Annotated in this window: 16 protein-coding genes and 1 pseudogene; 12 read left to right on the forward strand and 5 right to left on the reverse strand. The window is 71.0% G+C overall.

Features of this window, described 5'->3' with window-relative positions; genetic code table 11:
- Window position 1: 1 nt before the first annotated feature.
- Window positions 2-346, forward strand: a complete 345-nt coding sequence (locus G3I71_RS23400) for a GNAT family N-acetyltransferase (protein ID WP_164316876.1) — start codon at window positions 2-4, stop codon at window positions 344-346.
- 26 nt (window positions 347-372) lie between these two features.
- Window positions 373-1014 carry an aspartate/glutamate racemase family protein gene (locus G3I71_RS23405; protein WP_164316877.1) on the forward strand — a complete coding sequence of 214 codons (642 nt, stop codon included), beginning with the start codon at window positions 373-375 and terminating at the stop codon, window positions 1012-1014.
- Window positions 1015-1541: 527 nt separating this feature from the next.
- Here the strand turns inward: G3I71_RS23405 and gndA are convergent.
- Window positions 1542-2981, reverse strand: coding sequence for an NADP-dependent phosphogluconate dehydrogenase (gene gndA / locus G3I71_RS23410; protein WP_164316879.1), 1440 nt, complete (start codon window positions 2979-2981; stop codon window positions 1542-1544).
- A gap of 339 nt (window positions 2982-3320) precedes the next feature.
- Between gndA and G3I71_RS23415 the strand changes: the two genes are divergently transcribed.
- Entirely contained in the window at window positions 3321-4508 is a 1188-nt protein-coding gene (locus G3I71_RS23415) for a transglycosylase family protein (RefSeq protein ID WP_164316880.1), read from the forward strand.
- Here G3I71_RS23415 and G3I71_RS23420 read toward each other — a convergent pair.
- Window positions 4498-5631, reverse strand: coding sequence for a DMT family transporter (locus G3I71_RS23420; RefSeq protein ID WP_203731106.1), 1134 nt, complete (start codon window positions 5629-5631; stop codon window positions 4498-4500). The genes G3I71_RS23415 and G3I71_RS23420 overlap by 11 nt on opposite strands.
- Window positions 5632-5846: 215 nt before the next feature.
- Between G3I71_RS23420 and G3I71_RS23425 the strand changes: the two genes are divergently transcribed.
- The 6 genes from G3I71_RS23425 (at window position 5847) to G3I71_RS23450 (ending at window position 14751) form a co-directional block, all read left to right on the forward strand.
- A complete protein-coding gene (locus tag G3I71_RS23425; protein ID WP_164316884.1) occupies window positions 5847-6590 on the forward strand; it encodes an IucA/IucC family C-terminal-domain containing protein in 744 nt (247 codons plus the stop codon).
- Window positions 6591-6627: 37 nt separating this feature from the next.
- Window positions 6628-7797 carry a glycogen synthase gene (gene glgA, locus G3I71_RS23430; protein ID WP_164316885.1) on the forward strand — a complete coding sequence of 390 codons (1170 nt, stop codon included), beginning with the start codon at window positions 6628-6630 and terminating at the stop codon, window positions 7795-7797.
- A gap of 53 nt (window positions 7798-7850) precedes the next feature.
- Window positions 7851-9071 carry a glucose-1-phosphate adenylyltransferase gene (gene glgC / locus G3I71_RS23435; protein WP_164316887.1) on the forward strand — a complete coding sequence of 407 codons (1221 nt, stop codon included), beginning with the start codon at window positions 7851-7853 and terminating at the stop codon, window positions 9069-9071.
- Between the two features lie 228 nt (window positions 9072-9299).
- Complete coding sequence (locus G3I71_RS23440; protein WP_164316888.1) at window positions 9300-11612, forward strand: GH92 family glycosyl hydrolase; 2313 nt, start codon at window positions 9300-9302, stop codon at window positions 11610-11612.
- 165 nt (window positions 11613-11777) lie between these two features.
- A complete protein-coding gene (locus tag G3I71_RS23445; RefSeq protein ID WP_164316889.1) occupies window positions 11778-13124 on the forward strand; it encodes a wax ester/triacylglycerol synthase family O-acyltransferase in 1347 nt (448 codons plus the stop codon).
- A gap of 115 nt (window positions 13125-13239) precedes the next feature.
- Entirely contained in the window at window positions 13240-14751 is a 1512-nt protein-coding gene (locus tag G3I71_RS23450; RefSeq protein WP_164316891.1) for an SDR family NAD(P)-dependent oxidoreductase, read from the forward strand.
- A gap of 85 nt (window positions 14752-14836) precedes the next feature.
- On the opposite strand, the gene G3I71_RS23455 is transcribed toward G3I71_RS23450, so the two are convergent.
- Together G3I71_RS23455 and G3I71_RS23460 are read right to left on the reverse strand one after the other, a co-directional pair.
- Entirely contained in the window at window positions 14837-15628 is a 792-nt protein-coding gene (locus G3I71_RS23455; protein WP_164316893.1) for an SDR family oxidoreductase, read from the reverse strand.
- A 55-nt stretch (window positions 15629-15683) separates the two neighbouring features.
- Window positions 15684-16142: an inositol oxygenase family protein gene (locus G3I71_RS23460; RefSeq protein ID WP_164316895.1), complete on the reverse strand. Its 459-nt coding sequence runs from the start codon at window positions 16140-16142 to the stop codon at window positions 15684-15686.
- A 440-nt stretch (window positions 16143-16582) separates the two neighbouring features.
- On the opposite strand from G3I71_RS23460, the gene G3I71_RS50390 reads away from it, so the two are divergent.
- Together G3I71_RS50390 and G3I71_RS23465 are read left to right on the forward strand one after the other, a co-directional pair.
- Window positions 16583-16756 carry a hypothetical protein gene (locus tag G3I71_RS50390; protein WP_343243053.1) on the forward strand — a complete coding sequence of 58 codons (174 nt, stop codon included), beginning with the start codon at window positions 16583-16585 and terminating at the stop codon, window positions 16754-16756.
- Between the two features lie 65 nt (window positions 16757-16821).
- Complete coding sequence (locus G3I71_RS23465; RefSeq protein WP_164316897.1) at window positions 16822-17319, forward strand: GNAT family N-acetyltransferase; 498 nt, start codon at window positions 16822-16824, stop codon at window positions 17317-17319.
- 57 nt (window positions 17320-17376) lie between these two features.
- Here the strand turns inward: G3I71_RS23465 and G3I71_RS23470 are convergent, their stop codons facing one another.
- Window positions 17377-18720: an amidase gene (locus G3I71_RS23470; protein WP_164316899.1), complete on the reverse strand. Its 1344-nt coding sequence runs from the start codon at window positions 18718-18720 to the stop codon at window positions 17377-17379.
- 262 nt (window positions 18721-18982) lie between these two features.
- On the opposite strand from G3I71_RS23470, the pseudogene G3I71_RS23475 reads away from it, so the two are divergent.
- A pseudogene (locus tag G3I71_RS23475) lies at window positions 18983-20092 on the forward strand (beta-N-acetylhexosaminidase); the annotation flags it as partial.
- Window positions 20093-20226: the final 134 nt, after the last annotated feature.

Below are 20226 nucleotides of genomic sequence, written 5' to 3' on the forward strand. Positions count from 1 at the left end.
CATGAGTGACATCGAGATCCGCGACGACCGGACGGCAGGCCGCCTGGAGGCGGTGGCGGCGGGGGAGGTTGTGGGCCACATCGCGTACTTCGTGCTGGCCGCGCGGGGACGCGCGCTGGTCCCCGTCCACACGATCGTCGAGCCGGCACACGAGGGAAAGGGCATCGCGGGCTCACTGGCCCGTGAGCTGTACCTCATGGCCGCCCGCGAGGGCATCGTCGTGGCCCCCCTCTGCCCGTACGTCGTGAAGTGGGCCGAGCGTCACCCCGCCGAGGCCCCGGCGGCGGACCCCCAGCTTCTCCGTGCCGCCAAGGAGTGGCTCGTGGCGAACCCCGACCGCTTCTGACGTCCGACAAGAGGACTCACCGCACCGTGCTCGCCCTTCTGCACACCTCGCCCGTGCACGTCCCGGTGTTCGACGCCCTGCGCGACGAGGACCACCAGGGCCTGGAACTCGCCCACTTCGTCCAGGAGGACCTGCTGACCAGGGCCCGGGCCGACGGACCCGACGCCGTGGCCGGTGACGTCCGGGCCGTCCTGGAGCAGGCCGTCGCCGGCGGCGCCGCCGCCGTGCTCTGCACCTGCTCCTCCATCGGCGGTGTCGCGGAGGCGGCCGCCGCGGAGGTCGGGGTGCCCGTGCTGCGGGTCGACCGCCCGATGGCCGCCGCCGCGGTGGCCATCGGCCCGAGGGTGGTCGTCGTCGCGACCTCGGAGAGCACGTTCGGGCCCACGGTGGCCCTCGTCGAGGAGGAGGCGCGCCGCGCCGGGCTCCCCGCCGACGTACGGAAGCTGTTCGTGGACGGCGCCTGGGCCCTCTTCCAGGCGGGCGACACGGAGGGCTATGTCCGTTCGGTGGCCGATGCGGTGGACTCGGTCCCCGGTGACAGCGCCGACGCGATCATCCTCGCCCAGGCCTCCATGACCCCGGCGCAGTCGCTGACGACCACCGCGTTGCCGGTGCTGTCCAGCCCCCGCCCGGGACTGGCGGCGGGCGCGGCGGTCGCACGGGCGTAGCGCGACGGAGTGAACGGAGCGAGTGGGGGCGCGTGCGCCGGGTACGCGGGGGAGAAGTCCAGAGCCGACGAACCCACTGGCGGGAGGACACAGTGACGCAACCGGACCCGTATCCCCACCCCGTACCGCCGGGCCCCACCCCCGGCCCCTTCCCGACCCCGGGCCCCGCCCCGGAACCACCGATCCCCGGCCCGACTCCACCACCGCCGGGCCCCGATCCGGAACCACCGACCCCGACGCCACCGGGCCCCGCTCCGTCCCCCATCCCGCAGCCTCCGGGCCCCGAGCCGATCCCCGACCCCGAACCGGGCCCACCGCTGACCTGAAGCGGCAACGAGGCGGTAACGCCAGGAGGCGGCCGGGAAACCCCACCGCCCACCGTCACCCCGTACCGCCGACGGGAAGCCGGACCCCGATCTCGAACCGGGCCCGCCGCTGCTCTGAAGCCGGGCAGGGACTGTAACGCCAGGTGGGGCGGCCGGGAAATCCGGCCGCCCCACCATCACTCCGTACCGTCGGAGGCCGTCTCAGCCGGTGATCTCCGACCGGTCGCCGCCCCACAGGGTGTGGAACGCGCCCTCGCGGTCCGTGCGGCGGTAGGTGTGCGCGCCGAAGAAGTCCCGCTGGCCCTGGGTCAGCGCGGCCGGGAGGCGCTCCGCGCGCAGCGCGTCGTAGTACGCGAGGGCCGCGCCGAAGCCCGGCGTCGGGACACCCTGACGGGTCGCCGCGACCAGCACCTCGCGCCAGTCGTCCTGCGCCGCCGCGATCTCCTGCGCGAACGTGTCGTCGGACAGCAGGCTGGGCAGGTCCGCCCGCGCGTCGTACGCGGCGCGGATACGGTCCAGGAAGGCCGCCCGGATGATGCAGCCGCCGCGCCAGAGGGCGGAGACGGCACCCAGGTCGATGTCCCAGCCGTACTCCGCGCCGCCCGCCGCGATCTCGTGGAAGCCCTGCGTGTACGACACGATCTTCGACGCGTACAGCGCCTGCTCGACGCGGTCGGCGAAGGCCGCCGCCTCCGACTCGCCCAGCGGGGTCGCCTTCGGGCCGGCCAGCCCGCGCGAGGCCTCGCGCAGCGCCGCGTGGCCGGAGAGGGAGCGGGCGAAGACCGCCTCGGCGATGCCCGACACCGGCACGCCCAGGTCGAGGGCGATCTGGACGGTCCAGCGGCCGGTGCCCTTCTGCTCGGCCTGGTCCACCACCACGTCCACGAACGGCTTGCCCGTCGCCGCGTCCACGTGCGACAGCACCTCGGCGGTGATCTCGATCAGGTAGGAGTCGAGACGGCCCGTGTTCCAGGTGCGGAAGATGTCGGCGATCTGCGCGGGGGAGTACCCGGCGACATCGCGCAGCAACTGGTACGCCTCGCCGATCAGCTGCATGTCGGCGTACTCGATGCCGTTGTGGACCATCTTCACGAAGTGCCCGGCGCCGTCCGGACCCACGTGCGACACACAGGGGGTGCCGTCCTCCGCCTTCGCGGAGATCTTCTCCAGCATCGGACCGAGCGAGTCGTACGACTCGACCGGACCGCCCGGCATGATGCTCGGGCCGAGCAGCGCGCCCTCCTCGCCGCCGGAGACGCCCATGCCGACGAAGTGGATGCCCTGCTCGCGCAGGTCGCGCTCGCGGCGCCGGGTGTCGGCGAAGTGCGCGTTGCCGCCGTCGATGATCATGTCGCCGGGCTCCAGGAGCGGGGCGAACTCCTGGATCACCGCGTCGGTCGGGTCACCGGCCTTCACCATGACGACCAGGCGGCGCGGCCGTTCCAGCGCGGCCACGAACTCCTTGGCGGTGTCGGCCGCGACGAAGTCGCCCTCGGTCCCGAACTCCTCGACCAGAGCGTGCGTACGCGCCGCAGTCCGGTTGTGCAGCGCGACCGTGTAGCCGTTGCGCGCGAAGTTGCGGGCGAGGTTGCGGCCCATCACCGCGAGTCCCGTGACGCCGATCTGGGCTGAGTTGCTCATGCGGATGACTCCTAGTGGGTCCTGGAAAACGGTGGTGCCGGTAGGTCCTGGAATCGGTGGTGCCGTACCTGCTCGCCAGTATTGCCTTTCGGGCCATCCTGGCGTGCCGGTACGCCGACCGCACATCCGGGCTGCCGTTCCTGCGTACGCAGATACGGACCAGAACCCCCACCTGCCTCAGCATTCACGCAATCGACCCGTATTCCTGGCCACTTCGGTCTCCCCTCGGTTTCGCCCCGGGCGAACTTCGGCCGCACAGAGGCTGGTTTGCAGTCTTGTCGTGGCCTGTTCACAGCGTTTACTTTTACGGTTCCTGGCAACGGACGAGGGGGCTCTTCCATGGCCGTACGCGGCAAGCATCGCCGGTACCAGCCGAACCGGATCAACCGGGCCTCTCTCACTGTCACCGCGGGCAGCGCCGGTATAGCGCTCCCGCTGGTCGGCGCCGGAGTGGCGGACGCGGCGGACATGGCGACCTGGAACAAGGTCGCCGCCTGCGAGTCCACGAACGACTGGAACATCAACACCGGCAACGGGTACTACGGCGGGCTCCAGTTCAGCCAGTCCACCTGGGAGGCGTACGGCGGCACGGTCTACGCCGGGCGTGCGGATCTGGCCACCAAGGATCAGCAGATAGCCGTGGCTGAGAAGGTGCTCAAGGCACAGGGCCCCGGCGCCTGGCCCACCTGCTCGGTCCGCGCCGGCCTCACCCGGGGCGGGGACACCCCCGACATCAACCCCTCCGGCAAGTCCGGCAGCTCCGCCAAAGCGGGCGACTCGGAACGGAAGTCCCAGCGGACCGTCCGTGACGTGAAACCGCAGACCACGCCCCAGTCCCAGGCGGGCACCGCCGAGATGTACACCGTCGTGCACGGCGACACCCTCTCCGGCATCGCCGACGACAGCGACGTCCGGGGCGGCTGGCAGCGCCTCTACGCCGCCAACCGCACGACGATCGGCACCGATCCGGACCTGATAGTCCCCGGCCAGCGGCTGAACCTCCGTACGAAGGCCGCACCGCACGCCCCCGCCACCGCCGAACCCGCCCGCAAGTCCCGGACGGAGAAGGCCCCCTCGCACACCGCCGAGAAGGCCGCCACCAAGGCCCCCCGCACCACGACCACCACGCTCACCGCGCCCGTGAGCGCCACGACCGGGACGCCCTACCACAAGGCGGGTTCCTCCTGGTCGAAGGGCTACCACACGGGCGTCGACTTCCCGGTGCCCACCGGTACCTCCGTGAAGGCGATCGGTGTGGGTGAGGTCGTCGACGCGGGCTGGGGCGGGTCCTTCGGGTACCAGGTGGTGATCCGGCACGCCGACGGGCGCTACTCGCAGTACGCGCACCTGTCCGCGATCTCCGTCCGGGCCGGACAGTCGGTGTCCGCCGGGCAGCGCATCGGGCGCTCCGGTTCCACGGGCAACAGCACGGGCCCGCATCTGCACTTCGAGGTGCGGACGGGACCCGGCTTCGGCAGCGACATCGACCCGCTGGCCTATCTCAGGGCCGGCGGCGTCAGGATTTGACCCGCATGCGGTGCCGGTCGCGGGCGGACATCGGAATCGGGATCGACACGTAGGGGATGCCGTAGAAAGCCCCGTAGGGAATGGGCTCCTCGTCGAACACGTCCCGCACGGTCACCGGCGCCGGTGCCGCCGCGGCGGCCAGGACCGGCTGGGCGGGCTCCTCGCTCACCGCCGGCGTCTCCTCGTGCTCCTCGGTACCGGATCCGGCCGGTTCCGGTACCGAGGGTGCCGAAGGAACGGCAACAGGGGAAGCAGGGGCAGGAAAGGCGGAGGGCAGAGCGTCTGTGTGCGTGGCGTGCTGCAGGCGCTCCGTGGTGAGCAGGATCAGGCCGCCCGCCGCGACCACACCGCAGCTCAGCGCGAGGATGGTGCCCGTGGTGCCGTACCGGAACGTCTCGCCGAACATCGTGATGCCGACCGCCGCCGCCACCACCGGGTTCACGACCGTCAGCGTCGCGAGCGGCGCCGTGAGGCCGCCGCCCCGGTAGGCCGCCTGCGAGAGCAGCAGCCCGGAGACACCGAGTACCGCGATCAACGCCAGTGAGGGCACATCCGCGACCGTGAGGCCGCCGGACCAGTCCACGGCGACCACCTTCGTGAACACCGACGACATACCGAAGGCGATACCGGACGCGATGGCCAGCAGGGTGCTGCGCACCGCCGGGTGCCGGTGCGCGGCACGCCCCGCCACCATCAGCGCCACCACCGCGGAGCCGGTGACCACGGCCAGCAGCACCCGCTCGGTGGTGCCCATGGACTGTGCCTCGGACGTGCCGACCAGGGACAACAGGCCCGCGAGTCCGAGCGTCGCCATGATCGCGCCGCGCCAGGCCGCCGCCCCGGCCTTGCGGCCTACGAACATCGCCGCCATCGGCAGCGCGAACACGATGGTCAGGGCACCCATCGGCTGGACGACGCTCAGCGGCCCGAACGCCAGCGCCACCACGTGCAGCACTCCGCCGAAGCCGTTCAACGCCACGGCGGCCCACCAGACCGGCCTGCGCATCGGCGCATAGGACGGGCCGTGCCCGGAGTCCGCGACCCGCTCCTGCACGATCGCCCCGCCCGCGTAGGCGACAGCGGAGACGAGCGACAGCAGGATGGACAACGCGAGGGCGCTCATGAGCAACTCCTCTGCGTGCGGCGGGGGCGCGGCGAACGATCGGCTTCCATGGTGACTACGATCCCCCCTCGCGGGCGCCGCCGCGTCGTACCAGAGCATCCATTGGGTCCTACTGCCGATGGAGTACGCCGGGCTCCACGTCCTCCCCAGGGTGGGTGACGCGGGGACGGAGCTGCTGCTCTCGGCTACTGCCCGAACTGGTACTACTGCCTCTCGTGGACCTCGACCCCGATCTCGCGGCGCTCCGACCGCTCGGCGGCTTCTTCGTACTACGCACGGCCGGAGCCCCCGCCGACCCACCGCCGACACTCGCGCAGGCGTACGCCCATCGCGGCGAGGATGTTTACGCGGATTCCATAACTTTTCGCGTCCGAACGGTCGCGGATCGTATTCACGCCCCTGAGCTGCGGGTTTCCGCGTCGATCGCCCAACAGGCGCTCGCGGCCCGTCTGTGGTCCGTCGCCCTCGGCTGCGCCGTTCTGTACGGCAGCGTCCCCGACCTCGATCCCCGCCTGCTCCACTGGGACCCCGCAGCGAGCGCCCCCGACGACCTGTCGCTGGCCGAGGTGCGCCCCCGGCCGGCCGACGCGGCAACGGTCGCGGACCTCGTCGTACAAGGGCATCTGGAGCCCCTCACGGCCGCCCTGCACGCCCGCTACGGCGTCGCCGAGGGCCTGCTGTGGGGCAACGCGGGCTCGGCACTGGCCGGCGCGGCCCGCGAGCTCGGCCGCTGGGCGCGCGGGGCGGGCGGGGCGGGTGCGGACGCCGGTGCGCGCGCCCACGTCCTCGCCGCCGAACTGCTCACCCACCCCCGCCTCGCCCCGACCGGCACCCTCACCGGCAGCGCCTTCCGGCGGCGCAGCTGCTGCCTCTACTACCGGGTGCCCGGAGGCGGGATCTGCGGCGACTGCTGCTTCACCAGGGCACCATGGTCTTCCCCGAACGCCACATCTGGGTGACCATGTGGGGACCAACCGCCGAGACAGGGAGTTTTGGGTGCGTGTGGGCCTGCTGACCCGGGAGTATCCGCCGGATGTGTACGGCGGTGCGGGCGTCCATGTCGAGTTCCTCGCCCGGGAGCTGGGCGCCCTCACCGACCTGGAGGTGCACTGCTGGGGCGAGGGCCGCGGAGTCGGCGTCGTCCGGCACCGGTCCTGGCCGGCGCTGGACGGGAGCAACGACGCGCTGCGTACCTTCTCCACGGACCTCTCCATCGCCGCCGCCCTCGAAGGCCGCGAACTCGTCCACTCGCACACCTGGTACGCCAACCTCGCCGGCCACTTCGCCAAGCTCCTGTACGGCATACCGCACGTGATGACCGCGCACTCCCTGGAGCCCCTGCGCCCCTGGAAGGCCGAGCAGCTCGGTGGCGGATACGCCCTGTCGAGCTGGGCCGAGCGCACCGCCGTCGAGGCCGCCGACGCCGTGATCGCCGTGTCCGGGGCCATGCGCGAGGACATCCTCGCCTGCTACCCGGCCCTCGACCCGGCCACCGTCCATGTCGTCCACAACGGCATCGACACCAGCCTCTACCGCCCCGACCACGGCACGGACGCCCTCACCCGGATCGGTGTCGACCCGAGCCGTCCGTACGTCCTGTTCGTCGGCCGGATCACCCGCCAGAAGGGCGTGCCCCACCTGCTGCGGGCGGTGCGGGACATCGACCCGGCGGCCCAGGTCGTGCTGTGCGCGGGCGCCCCGGACACTCCGGAGATCGACCGGGAGTTCCGCGAACTCTTCCAGGAGCTGAGCGCCGTACGCGAGGGCGTCTTCTGGATCCCGCAGATGCTGCCGCGCCCGGACGTCATCCAGCTCCTCACACACGCCGCCGTGTTCGTCTGTCCTTCGGTGTACGAACCCTTGGGTATCGTCAACCTGGAGGCGATGGCCTGCGGAACTCCCGTCGTGGCCTCCCGGGTCGGAGGCATTCCCGAGGTGGTGGAGGACGGGAGAACCGGGGTACTGGTGTCCCTGGACGAGGACCCGGGTGTCTTCGAGGCGGACCTCGCGCGGGCCCTGGACTCCGTCATCGGTGATCCGGAGGCCGCGCGCCGCATGGGAGACGCCGGACGGGAGCGTGCGGTGGAAGAGTTCGGCTGGGACGCCGTGGCCAGACGGACGGTAAGGCTTTATGAGGAGACCCTCAAACAAGGTCAACAGGCTTAGCCCGACCGGCGTACGGGAAAGCAACGTGCACAACCACGGTGAGGGGAGCGGCGATGCGTCGTGGTGGGCCTTCTGTGCTCGGGATCGTGCTGGCGGGCGGAGAGGGCAAACGACTGATGCCCTTGACCGCGGACCGCGCGAAACCAGCGGTGACCTTCGGCGGAACGTATCGCCTGGTCGACTTCGTCCTGTCCAACCTCGTCAACGCCGACATCATGCGCATCTGCGTGCTCACGCAGTACAAGTCGCACTCGCTGGACCGGCACATCACCACCACCTGGCGGATGTCCAGTCTGCTCGGCAACTACGTCACCCCGGTCCCCGCCCAGCAGCGCCTCGGTCCGCGCTGGTATCTGGGCAGCGCCGACGCCATCCTCCAGTCGCTCAACCTGGTGCACGACGAGCAGCCCGACTATGTCGCGGTGTTCGGTGCCGACCACGTCTACCGCATGGACCCCCGGCAGATGCTCAGCCAGCACATCGAGAGCGGCGCCGGGGTCACGGTCGCGGGCATCAAGGTGCCGCGCGCCGAGTCGTCGTCCTTCGGTGTGATCAGTCCCGGCTCGGACGGCCAGACCGTGCAGGGCTTCCTGGAGAAGCCCGCCGACCCGCCTGGTCTGCCCGGCGACCCCGGGTGCGTCTTCGCCTCGATGGGCAACTACATCTTCACCACCAAGGCCCTCATCGAGGCTCTTCAGCGGGATGCCGAGGACGGTGACTCCGTGCACGACATGGGCGGCTCGATCCTGCCCGCGCTCACCGACCGCGGTGAGGCCCAGCTGTACGACTTCAGCCAGAACCACGTGCCCGGCGAGACAACCCGCGACCAGGGTTACTGGCGGGACGTCGGCACGCTAGACGCGTACTACGACGCCCACATGGACCTGATCGCCGAGCGGCCCGCGTTCAACCTCTACAACCGCACCTGGCCCGTCTACACCCACTCCGGCCAGTTGTCGCCCGCCCGCTTCAACGCCGGCGGCATCGCCAGCGAGTCGATCATCAGCGCCGGGTGCCTGATCCGGGGCCAGGTCACGCGCTCGGTACTCTCGCCCGGCGTCCGGGTCGATCCCGGTGCCGTCGTGCAGGGGTCGATCCTGCACGACAACGTGCGCATCGGGCGGGGCGCGATCGTGCGCGGGGCCGTCCTGGACAAGAACGTCGAGGTCCCGCCGGGCGCGACGATCGGCGTCAACCCGGAGCGCGACGCCGACCTCTACACCGTTTCCAAGGGCGGCGTGATCGGCCTCGGGAAGGGCCAGCACGTGTCATAGACAGGTACGCACACACACCCTCGGCCCCGGTGAGCCCGTGCTCACCGGGGCCGTCGGCGTGTCCGGGGCCCGGCGAGTGAGCCGAACGGGCTGTTGCCGTACGGCTCCGAGGTGACCGTGCGGGCTGCGGCGCGGATCGGGACGTCCGGAGAGGAACAGATCCGGGACACGGACCCGGGTGCCTCCCGGGCTCCCCGACAGCTGTCCGAGCCGACGGAGGACTGCCCTGTGAGATGGACGCTGCGCACCGCTGGGGCGGTGACGGCCGCCGCCCTGTTGGCCGGCGCGCTCGCCGCACCGGCCGCCCACGCACGTGACGAGCGGCTCACCGACCTGGTCAACCCGTTCATCGGCACGGAGAACGAGGGCAACACCTTCCCCGGCGCGACCGTGCCCTTCGGCATGGTGCAGCTCTCGCCCGACACCGGGCACAAGACCGGCTACCGCTATTCCCAGACCCGCATCCGGGGCTTTTCCCTCGTCCACCTCTCCGGCGTCGGCTGCCGGATCGGCGGCGACCTGCCGGTCCTGCCCACGACCGGCGACATCACGAGCACCGACTACGCGTCCTACGCCGCCGAGTTCACCCACGACACCGAGAGCGCGAACCCCGGCTACTACAAGGTGGGCCTGAAGTCGGGCATCGACGCCGAGCTGACGGCGACCGCCCGCACCGGCGTCCAGCGGTACACCTTCCCCGCGACCAGCAAGGCCAACGTGCTGCTCAACGCGGGCCAGTCGCTGCACACGAAGGTGGCGAACCGGGTCGAGATCCTCGACGACCGGACCGTCCGCACGACGATCACAGGCTCCGGCTTCTGCCGGGGAACCAAGCCGTACACCGTCCACACGGTCACCCGCTTCGACCGGCCCTTCACGGCGTACGGCACCTGGGACGGCACCACGGTCACCGGCGGCTCCCGGACCGGCGGCGACGGCGCCTACGTCCGCTTCGACACGACGGACGGCGACCGCACCGTCGAGGCGACCACCGCCCTGTCGTACGTCGACGCGGACGGCGCGGCCGGCAACCTGCGCGCCGAGGGCGGACGGCCGTTCGACGAGGTGAGGGAGGCGGCCCGGGGCGCCTGGGAGGCGCGCCTCGACGACGTGGGCGTGACCGGCGGCTCGGACACGCTGCGCCGGACCTTCTACTCGTCCCTGTACCGCAGCTTCCTCGCCCCCAGCATCGGCAGCGACGCCGACGGCCGCTACACCGGCTGGGACCTGAAGATCCATCGTGCGCGGGACTTCACGTACTACCAGAACTGGTCCCTGTGGGACACCTACCGCACCCAGGCCCAGCTCCTGTCGCTGCTCGCACCCCGTGAGGCCCGGGACATGGCGCTCTCGGTGCTGAAGATCGACGAGGAGGGCGGCTGGCTGCCCAAGTGGGGGTACGGCACGGTCGAGACCAACATCATGACCGGCGACCCGGTCACCCCGTTCCTCACCCACGCCTACCAGCAGGGTCTGCTGCACGGCCACGAGGAGCGGGCCTACCGCGCCCTGAAGAAGAACGCGGACGGTGTACCGCCCGCCGCGCTGCCCATGCTGGGGCGCGAGGCCAACCGCGAGTACATCGAGAACGGCTTCGCGCCCTATCTCAAGGGCCGCCCGCGCACCAAGCTCGGCGACTCGGACTACCACTGGGGCGCGTCCGTCACCCTGGAGTACGCCCTGTCCGACGCGATGCTGGCCCAGATGGCACGCGAACTGGGCCACGAGGCCGACGCGGCCCGTTACGCGGACCGGGCGCAGAGCTACCGCGACGTCTTCGACCCCTCGACCGGCTTCTTCCGGCCCCGGGACGGCTCCGGCGCTTTCACGGGCGACCCCGATCCGGCCAAGGGCGAGGGATTCCACGAGGGCACGGCCTGGCAGTACCAGTGGCTGGTCCCGCAGGACCTGCCGGGCCTGGTGGACCTGCTCGGGGGGAGGGAGGCGGCCAACAACCGGCTCGACGCGTTCTTCGCCTACGACCGGATGAAGGCGGACCCGGCCGGGACGGCCCGCGAGGTGTGGGTGAACGGCCCGTACGCCTACTACAACGCGGACAAGTACAACCCGCAGAACGAGGTCGACCTCACCGCCCCGTACACCTACCTCTCCACCGGCCAGCCCTGGAAGACGACCGAGGTCGTGCACGCCGCGCTGACCCTGTACACGGACGGCCCGACCGGAATGACCGGCAACGACGACATGGGCACCATGTCCGCCTGGCACGTCCTGTCGGCGATCGGGATCTTCCCGGTGCAGCCCGGCTACGACACCTGGGGCCTGTCCACCCCGGTCTTCGACCGGGTCGATCTCACCCTCGACCCCCGCTACTACCCGCTCGGCGCCCTCACGGTCACGGCACCGGGTACGTCGGACAGCCGACGGTACGTCCAGTCGGTGGCCGTCGACGGGGCGCCGTACAGCCGTACGTATGTGACGAGCGGGACGTTGCGGGGTGCCCGCTCGCTCGACTTCACGGTCGGTCCGGAGCCGTCCGGGTGGGGAACCGGTGCGGATGCGGCGCCGCCCGCCCTGAAATAGCCGTCTCCTACCTGACGTAAGCTCATAAATCAGTTAAGTCCCACCGCTCCGGCAGCGGTGGGACTTAATGCGTTGTTAACTGAGCGTAGCTTGATCGTACTTGACCGTAATCGCGCACTAGCGATTGACTGCTGGTTCACCCGTCGTCGACGCGAGAGCGATCCCTTGACCTCTGAGACCTCGGACCTGCTCGCCCCCCTCGACCTGGCGTTCTGGCACATCGACTCCGATCTGCACCCCATGCACCTGGGCGCCCTCGGTGTCTTCTCGGCCCACTCGCCCACCGCCGGAGCCCACGCGGCCGACCTGCTCGCCGCCCGCGCCGTCGCCGTACCCGGACTGCGCATGCGCATCCGGGACGTCTGGCAGCCCCTGCTCCCGCTGGCCTTCGGAGGAGCCACCCGCGAGACCGCACCGGACTTCGACCCGCTCGACCACGTCCGGCTGCACGCCCCGACCGCCGACTTCCACGCCGAGGCCGGACGGCTCATGGAACGCTCGCTGGAACGCGGCCGGCCGCCGTGGGAGGCCCATGTGCTGCCCGGCGAGGACGGCACCTCCTTCGCCGTGCTCTTCAAGTTCCACCACGCCCTGGCCGACGGCCTGCGCGCGCTGACCCTCGCCGCCGGCGTCATGGACCCCCTCGACCTGCCCAAACCGCGCCCGCGCCCCGAACAACCCGCCACCGGCCTCTTCCCGGACGTGCGCAAGCTGCCCGGACTGGTGCGCGGCGCCCTCTCCGACGTGGGCCGCGCCCTGGACATCGGCGCCTCCGTCGCCCGCTCCGGTCTGGACAACCTCAGCAACCGCTCGTCGGCCGCGCTCGTCGCCGAACCGACCGGAACCCGCCGTACCGCCGGAGTCGCCGTCGACCTCGACGACGTCCACCGGGTGCGCAAGACCGTCGGCGGCACCGTGAACGACGTACTCATCGCCGTCGTCGCGGGAGCCCTGCGCCGCTGGCTCGACGAGCGGGGCGACGGGACCGAGGGAGTCGCCCCGCGCGCGCTCATCCCCGTCTCCAAACGGCGACCGCGCACCGCGCAACCGCAGGGCAACCGGCTCTCCGGGTACCTGATGCGGCTGCCCGTCGACGACGCGGACCCGCTCCGGCGCCTGGCCCGTGTGCGTACGGCCATGGACCGCAACAAGGACGCGGGTCCCGGGCGGGGCGCCGGCGCGGTCGCGCTGCTCGCCGACCATGTGCCGCCGCTCGGGCACCGGCTGGGCGGACCGCTGGTCAAGCAGGCCGCACGGCTCTGGTTCGACATCCTCGTCACCAGTGTGCCGCTGCCCAGCCTCGGACTCCGGCTCGGCGGCAACCCGCTCACCGAGGTCTACCCCTTCGCCCCGCTCGCCCAGGGCCAGTCGCTGGCGGTCGCCATCTCGACCTACCGCGGACAGGTCCACTTCGGGCTCGTCGCGGACGCGGAAGCCGTCCCGGACCTCGACCGGTTCGCCGCCGCGCTGTCGGCCGAGGTGGAGACGCTGGTCGCCGCCTGCACCCTGTGACCTGCGTCATGATCGTCGCGGGTTTGGTGACTGGGCCCGGGCTTCCGTAAAATCGCCTGTTCGAGAGCGGGCGCGGTCTGAGCGCCGCGATGGCGACCCAGGGAACGGCAGCGCGATGACGGTGACAGAGGACGGCCCGACGGCCGTGGACGGCATGGACGACGCGGACGACGTCTCCCACGGTCCCGGCATCGACCCCGAGCGCATGGCCGTCTGCCTCGCCGTGCTCGATGAACTCGACAAGCTGGACGTCGACCACCCCGACGCCATCGCCGTGCGCCGCGCCACCGCCGGCGTCTACCGCACGGTCAAGCAGCGCCGTCGGCAGGAGCGCCGGGCCTCCAAGACCGCCCACGACAAGGCGGTCACCGAGTCCACGGCTACCGGCTCCGCCCAGCGCATCGACGACGAGACCGAGGGCATCCTGCCGTCGTCGGTGACCGAGGAGGGGCAGATCGCGGGGATACTCCAGCGCCCGCGCTCCTGCTACACCTGCAAGGCGCGCTATGTCGAGGTCGACTACTTCTACCACCAGCTCTGCCAGAGCTGCGCCGCCGAGAACCGCTCCCGCCGCGACGCCCGTACCGACCTCACCGGCAAGCGCGCGCTCCTCACCGGCGGCCGGGCCAAGATCGGCATGTACATCGCGCTGCGGCTGCTGCGCGACGGCGCGCACACCACCATCACCACGCGCTTCCCCAAGGACGCCATCCGCCGCTTCAAGGCCATGGACGACTCCGCGGACTGGATCCACCGCCTGGAGGTCGTCGGCACCGACCTGCGCGACCCCGCGCAGGTCGTGGCGCTGGCCGACCGGGTCGCCGAGCAGGGCCCGCTCGACATCCTCATCAACAACGCGACGCAGACGGTACGCCGACTGCCCTCCGCGTACGCCGCGCTCGTCGAGGCCGAGAGCGCCCCGCTGCCGGCCGGTGAGCTGCCCGCCCACCACGTCATCGGCGCCTTCAACTCCGGCGCGGTCGACGGACTCACCGCCCTGCCCGTCGGTATCAGCGGCCTCGACGCACAGAAGGTCGCCGACCTCGCCCTGGTCGCGGGCAACGCCAGCATCGCCCGGCACCTCGACGGCACCGCCATCGACGCGGGCGGCCTCGTCCCCGATGTCGTCGACAGCAACACCTGGGTGCAGACCATCGAGCAGATCTCCCCGGTGGAGCTTCTCGAAACCCAGCTGTGCAACTACACGGCGCCGTTCATCCTGATCAGCAAGCTGCGGCCGGCGATGGCCGGGGCGGCGCGCGACGCGGTGAGCAAGCGCGCGTATGTCGTCAACGTCTCGGCGATGGAGGGGGTGTTCGGGCGCGGGTACAAGGGTGCGGGGCATCCGAACACGAACGCCGCGAAGGCCGCGATGAACATGGTGACGCGGACCAGCGCGCAGGAGATGTTCCAGGCCGACGGGATTCTGATGACCTCGGTCGACACCGGGTGGATCACGGACGAGCGCCCGCACTACGACAAGCTGCGGCTGGCCGACGAGGGGTTCCATGCGCCGCTCGACCTCGTGGACGGTGCGGCTCGGGTCTATGACCCGATCGTGCGGGGTGAGGCGGGGGAGGATCTGTACGGGGTCTTCATGAAGGACTACGCGCCTGGTAAGTGGTAGGCGGGTGTTGGTGGTGCGCGTGGGGGTAGTGGTGGGCTGGTCGCGCCCACGCGGCGGAGCCGCATATCGACACTGCCCCGCGCTCCTAGGTCGGTTCGTGTAGCCGCAAGTGTTCATGGACCGTGTATGTCGTTGCCGTTCGCGCTGGGCGGACGCGGGTTCCGCCGTCCACCAGCAGGTCCGTCCCCGTCACCCACTCCGCCGCGTCCGACGCCAGCCAGAGCACCGCGCGGGCGATGTCCTCGGGTTCGCCGATCCGGCCCAGCGGTAGGCCGGCGTCCACGCCGTGCTCCCACACGAAGCGGGCCATCTCCGTCCGTACGAGGCCGGGGGAGACCGAGTTGACCCGTACCCGCGGGGCCAGTTCGCCCGCGAGCTGTCGCGTCAGGTGCAGCAGCGCCGCCTTGCTGGTGCCGTACGCGCCAATGTTGGGGCCGACGTGCGTGGCGCCCTCCGTGCAGATGTTGACCACGGTGCCGCCGTGGTCGCGCATCCACGCCCGCCACGCGTGCTGCGTCAGTCGCAGCGGAGCCTCGACGTTCATGGTGAACGCCTCGCGCCACGCGTCCGGGTCGGCGTCCATCAGCGGGCCGTAGGGCTGGTTGGTGGCCGCGTTGTTCACCACGATGTCGAGCCGTCCGAACGCGTCGAGTGTGAACTCGGTCAACGCCGACAGATGTGCGGGATCGGCGACGCTGCCCGCCAGTCCGACCCCGCCGAGCGTCTCGGCAGCCCGCCGCACCCCCTCCGGGTCACGGGCCGTCACACACACCCTCGCCCCCGCACCCGCGAGCGCCCCGGCGACGGCCAGCCCGATCCCGCGCGTGCCCCCGGTGATCAGGGCGACCCGCCCGTCGAGTCCGTACGGCGACGTCATCCGCGTACCGTCTCATGACGAACCGTCAGCCAACAGCCCCTGGACGTACGGGGGTTCAGTCGACGGCGCCCAGCCGGGAGTGCTGTTGCGCGACCAGTTCGAGCAGTGTGCGCCAGTCCTCCAGGACGCCCGCGTCGAACCCCGGGACCCGGCCGGCCTCGTCCGCCTGACGCAGGGCAAGCGCGTCGGCGTCCATGTGCGGGTCGAGGTCCGTGGCGTAGGGGCTGTCGTGTACGAGGCGGGCGACCCGTTCGCCCAGCAGATGCCGGACGGCGTCCGCCGCGACCCGGGCGTGCCGGGTGGGGGTGCCGGGCGTCAGGACCCGGCCGATGACGTGTACCAGGCCTGCCACCTGGAGTTCCTTGTCGGCGGGGCGACTTCGGCGCAGCAGGGCGGCCGTCTGGAGGGCGTGCTGGTGCAGATCGACCGGACCGACCTGGCCGCCGCCGTGCTCGGGGATGCCCCGGCAGGCGTTCAGCAGATCCATCAGCTCCTCGACGCCGCGCAGCTCCATACGTCAGTCCTCCCGAGTCCAACCGCGGGACCAGCCGTTGCCGTCGGCCAGGACACCATGGCCGACTTGCGCGCGGGCCAACGGGAGCTGAACTGCCGGACGCGTTCCGGCAATGGCGTACGCGGGTGCGTCGATTGGTCCGTACGGGTGATGCGCAAACCGTGCTCGACATCACAAACAACCGCAAATTAGGGCTGAATGAACACTGAGTGACTTGAGTTCTTTACTCCTTGTTTTCACCCCATCGAGCGGGCGCCCGCTCATTTGGTTAATACTGGAGCGGACGGACAGCATGACTGGGTTCCACCCACACCCACGGTCCGTTACCGGCGCCACCGCGTCCTTACTGCTCTTGACCCAGACCCGAGTGGACGTGGAGCGGCCGGCACCAGACTGGTCCCGAATGTCCTGAGGGTGACCCGACACATAAGGAGTGCGCGGTGACACCGGAGAAGACGAATCTCGAACAGGGCCCTGAAGAACGTACGGCGGCCACGATCGACCGAAGCGACCGGCTCGGCAGCCTCGACGTGTGGGCCAGGTCGGCCCCCATCCGTCTGGCGGGCTACGAGGACGACCTCGCCGAGCCCCACATCCTGCCCAGCGTCGACTGACGCCCGGCAAGGACCCCCGGACCCATCGGGATTGTCGTCAGCATGGGCGTGCCAGACTCACGCCCATGCTGAGCGCAGAGATCAGGCGAGCCGCGGCCGACGACTGGCCGCGGATCTGGCCGTTCTGGCACCGCATCGTGGCCGCCGCCGATACCTACACCTGGGACCCGGACACCTCCGAGGAAGCGGCCCGCGCCCTGTGGATGAGCCCCGCCAAGCGTGTGTACGTCGCCGAGGACAGCGCCGGTGACGTCGTCGGCTCCGCCTTCCTCGCCCCCAACTACGCCGGCCCCGCCGGCCGTATCGCCAACGCCGGCTTCATGGTCGACCCCGACTGCGGCGGCCGTGGCATCGGCCGCGCCCTCGCCGAACACGTCCTGAGCGAGGCCGAGGCCCACGGCTATCGGGGCATGGTCTTCAACGCCGTCGTCGAGACCAACCCGGCGGTCGAACTGTGGACCTCGCTCGGCTTCACGATCCTCGGCACGGTGCCGGACGCGTTCGACCATCCCCGGCACGGCCGGGTGGGCCTGCACATCATGCACAAGGCCCTTTGCGACTGACCCGCTCGACAGGTTCCAGGCAGGTTCCAGGCATTCTGGGCAGCCGCTGGGCAGCCTCTATGTGAGCGGAGCCGTCCGCTGCCAGGGGTGCAGTTCCTCCAACTGCTGGGCCACGTCGAGGAGTACGGCCTCCGAGCCCGGGCGGCCCACCAGCTGCACGGCGCAGGGCGCGCCCGAGGGCAGGGTGCCGAACGGTACCGCCATCGCAGGCCAGCCCGTCAGGTTCCACGGGGGCGTCATCGGCGAGTAGTTCGTGTTGGCGAGGACGTTGCGCAGCCAGCCCCGCTCGTGCCAGGCCGCGGCGGTGGGTGAGCGCCGGGCGAGTGCGGGGGTGAGCAGCACGTCGTGCTCGGCGAAGAACGGTTCGAGGCGCCGGCGCAGCTGTTCCTTGTGCTGCCCGCGCTCGACGTAGCCGACGAACCGGCGCCCGACGGCCGCGTGGACCCGGGTGCGCCGGGTCAGCCCGCTCCGGTCGAAGCCCTGCGCGTCCCGCGCCGTGCCCGCCGTCCAGTGGGTGAACGAGGTCACGCCGATCGACAGCGGGTACGGCGGGTCGGCGGGCCGCACCTCGTGACCGGCGCCGTCCAGCAGCGCGGCGGCCTCGCGCGCGGCGGAGGTGTACGGCCTGCTGATGGTGACGCCGGTGATGGGGCTGCGGACGGAGAGGGCGATCTTGCGGCCGGCGTGCGCGTCCGACCGTACGAACGGGGTGTCCGCGAGGACCGACAGCAGCAGGCGGGCGTCCTCGACCGTCGTCGCCAGCGGGCCGTTCTCCGACATGCCGAACCAGTCGCCGTTGCCGATGCCCGCCGGGACGACCCCGAGACCCGGCTTGATGGTGACGACACCGCAGTTGGCGGCGGGGATGCGCAGTGAGCCCATGCCGTCGTTGCCCAGCGCGACGGGCACCATCCCGGCGCCGACGGCCGCGGCGCTGCCGCCCGAGGAACCGCCCGCCGTGCGGGTGGTGTCCCACGGGTTGCGGGCCGTGCCGAGAGGACCCTCCGTGGTGCCCCAGATGCACAGCTCGGGCACATTGGTGACCCCGACGACGATCGCGCCCGCCGCCCGGAGCCGGGCCACGGTGACGTGATCGTGGTCGGCGGGGGTGTCCGGCGTCGCGGTGGAACCGTGCCGGGTCGACTCGCCGCGCACGCCCAGGTTGTCCTTCACCGCGATGGGTACGCCCGCGAGCGGAAGGTCGGCCAGGTCTGCGCGCCCGGCCACCTCGTCCGCCTCGGCCAGCGCCTCCTGGGCCCGCACCCGGCGGAACGCTCCCACCCGGGCGTCCAGCAGTTCGATGCGCGCGAGATGCTCGGCCACGACTTCGCGCGGGGTGACGCGCTTCTCGCGTACGGCGGCGGCGATCTCGGCGGCGGTTCGGCCGACCCAGCTGGTCACGGAGGCTCCTCGGGGTGGATGCAACACATCGTGCAACGCGTGAGGCGATGAGGCTACTCGCGAGTACGGAGGGGCGTCGAGTGTCGTCGAGCTTGGACATTCGGCCCGTGTCTCTTGGACTTTTCTGGCGCCGGGGCTTCCGCTTCCCGTCACAGAGTCGCTGGTCATCCGATCACTGACCCAACTCGCCTTGCTCAGGACCCCATTGACAGTGCCGAGGGCGCGCTCAATCATCGCACCTCCGATGAATGGGAGCTTCCAGATGAGTAGGTATCCAAGACGTCGGCTTCTGGGTGCGCTGGTGACCCTCCTGCTGCTGGCCGCCCCGGTCCCGGCCGTCGCGCGCACAGCGGCGGCGAGTGTCCCGGTCACCGTGCCGGCACTCACCAACTGGACGTCGGAGCAGGGGAGTTACAAGTTCGATGCTGCTGCCCGACTGGTCGCCGACTCCGCGCCCGAGCGCAGAGTCGCGGACACCCTCGCCGACGATCTGCGCGACGCGGGCCATGGTCTCGTCCCCGTGGTGAGCGGCGGCGCGCGGGCCGGTGACATCGTTATCGACGTGGTCCCGGGGCGGGTCGCACTCGGCGCCGAGGGGTACGAACTCCGGGCAGGCGCCCGGCTGTCGGTGACCGGCGCGACCGAGACAGGCGCGTTCTACGGCACCCGAACCGTCCTCCAGCTCCTCGCCCAGGGCGACCGGGTCCCCGCCGGACGCACGGTCGACGTACCCCGGTACGCGGAGCGGGGCGTCGGCGTGTGCGCCTGCTACGTCCACATCTCGACGCCGTGGCTGGAGAACCTCGTACGTGACATGGCGTATCACAAGCTCAACCAGCTGCTGCTGGAACTCAAGGTGAAGAGCGACGCCCACCCCGAGGCCGACACCTGGGGCTACTACACCAAGGACGAGATACGGCGGCTCGTCGCCCTCGGCGACAAGTACCACGTCGAGATCGTTCCGGAGATCGACTCCCCGGGCCACATGGACCCCTGGATCGACAACCGCCCCGATCTCCAGCTCACCGACTCCGACGGCAACAAGCAGCCCAGCAGGCTCGACATCACCCAGCCGGCCGCCTTCGACCACTACACGAGCCTGATCGACGAGTACGCGCAGGTGTTCACCGGCGGCTCCTGGCACATGGGCGCCGACGAGTACATGCTCGGCTCCGACTTCGCCAAGTACCCGCAGATGCTCCGGTACGCCCGGGAGAAGTACGGGGCGAACGCCACCCCGCAGGACACCTTCATCGACTTCGTCAACCGAACCCAGACCTACCTGGTCGCCAAGGGCAAGAAGCTGCGTATCTGGAACGACGGTCTCACCGGCGCCAACACCGTGCCCGTGACCGCCGGACCATCAGCCCAAGACGGTCGACCAGTTGACCGAGATCTACTTCGGCTCGGTCGACCGCAACGCCGTGCTCCTCCTCAACGTCCCGCCGGACACGGACGGCCTGCTCGCCGGCTCCGACGTCACCAGGCTGCGCGAGTTCCGGGAGC

The sequence above is a fragment of the Streptomyces sp. SID12501 genome (assembly GCF_010550245.1).
Classification (GTDB): domain Bacteria; phylum Actinomycetota; class Actinomycetes; order Streptomycetales; family Streptomycetaceae; genus Streptomyces.

Excerpts from the sequence above, each read along its gene's own strand:
- G3I71_RS23400 (WP_164316876.1), top strand. The coding sequence starts at position 2 with ATGAGTGACATCGAGATCCGCGACGACCGGACGGCAGGCCGCCTGGAG.
- gndA (WP_164316879.1), bottom strand. The coding sequence starts at position 2,981 with ATGAGCAACTCAGCCCAGATCGGCGTCACGGGACTCGCGGTGATGGGC.
- G3I71_RS23415 (WP_164316880.1), top strand. The coding sequence starts at position 3,321 with ATGGCCGTACGCGGCAAGCATCGCCGGTACCAGCCGAACCGGATCAAC.
- G3I71_RS23420 (WP_203731106.1), bottom strand. The coding sequence starts at position 5,631 with ATGAGCGCCCTCGCGTTGTCCATCCTGCTGTCGCTCGTCTCCGCTGTC.
- glgC (WP_164316887.1), top strand. The coding sequence starts at position 7,851 with ATGCGTCGTGGTGGGCCTTCTGTGCTCGGGATCGTGCTGGCGGGCGGA.
- G3I71_RS23450 (WP_164316891.1), top strand. The coding sequence starts at position 13,240 with ATGACGGTGACAGAGGACGGCCCGACGGCCGTGGACGGCATGGACGAC.
- G3I71_RS23455 (WP_164316893.1), bottom strand. The coding sequence starts at position 15,628 with ATGACGTCGCCGTACGGACTCGACGGGCGGGTCGCCCTGATCACCGGG.
- G3I71_RS23460 (WP_164316895.1), bottom strand. The coding sequence starts at position 16,142 with ATGGAGCTGCGCGGCGTCGAGGAGCTGATGGATCTGCTGAACGCCTGC.
- G3I71_RS23465 (WP_164316897.1), top strand. The coding sequence starts at position 16,822 with ATGCTGAGCGCAGAGATCAGGCGAGCCGCGGCCGACGACTGGCCGCGG.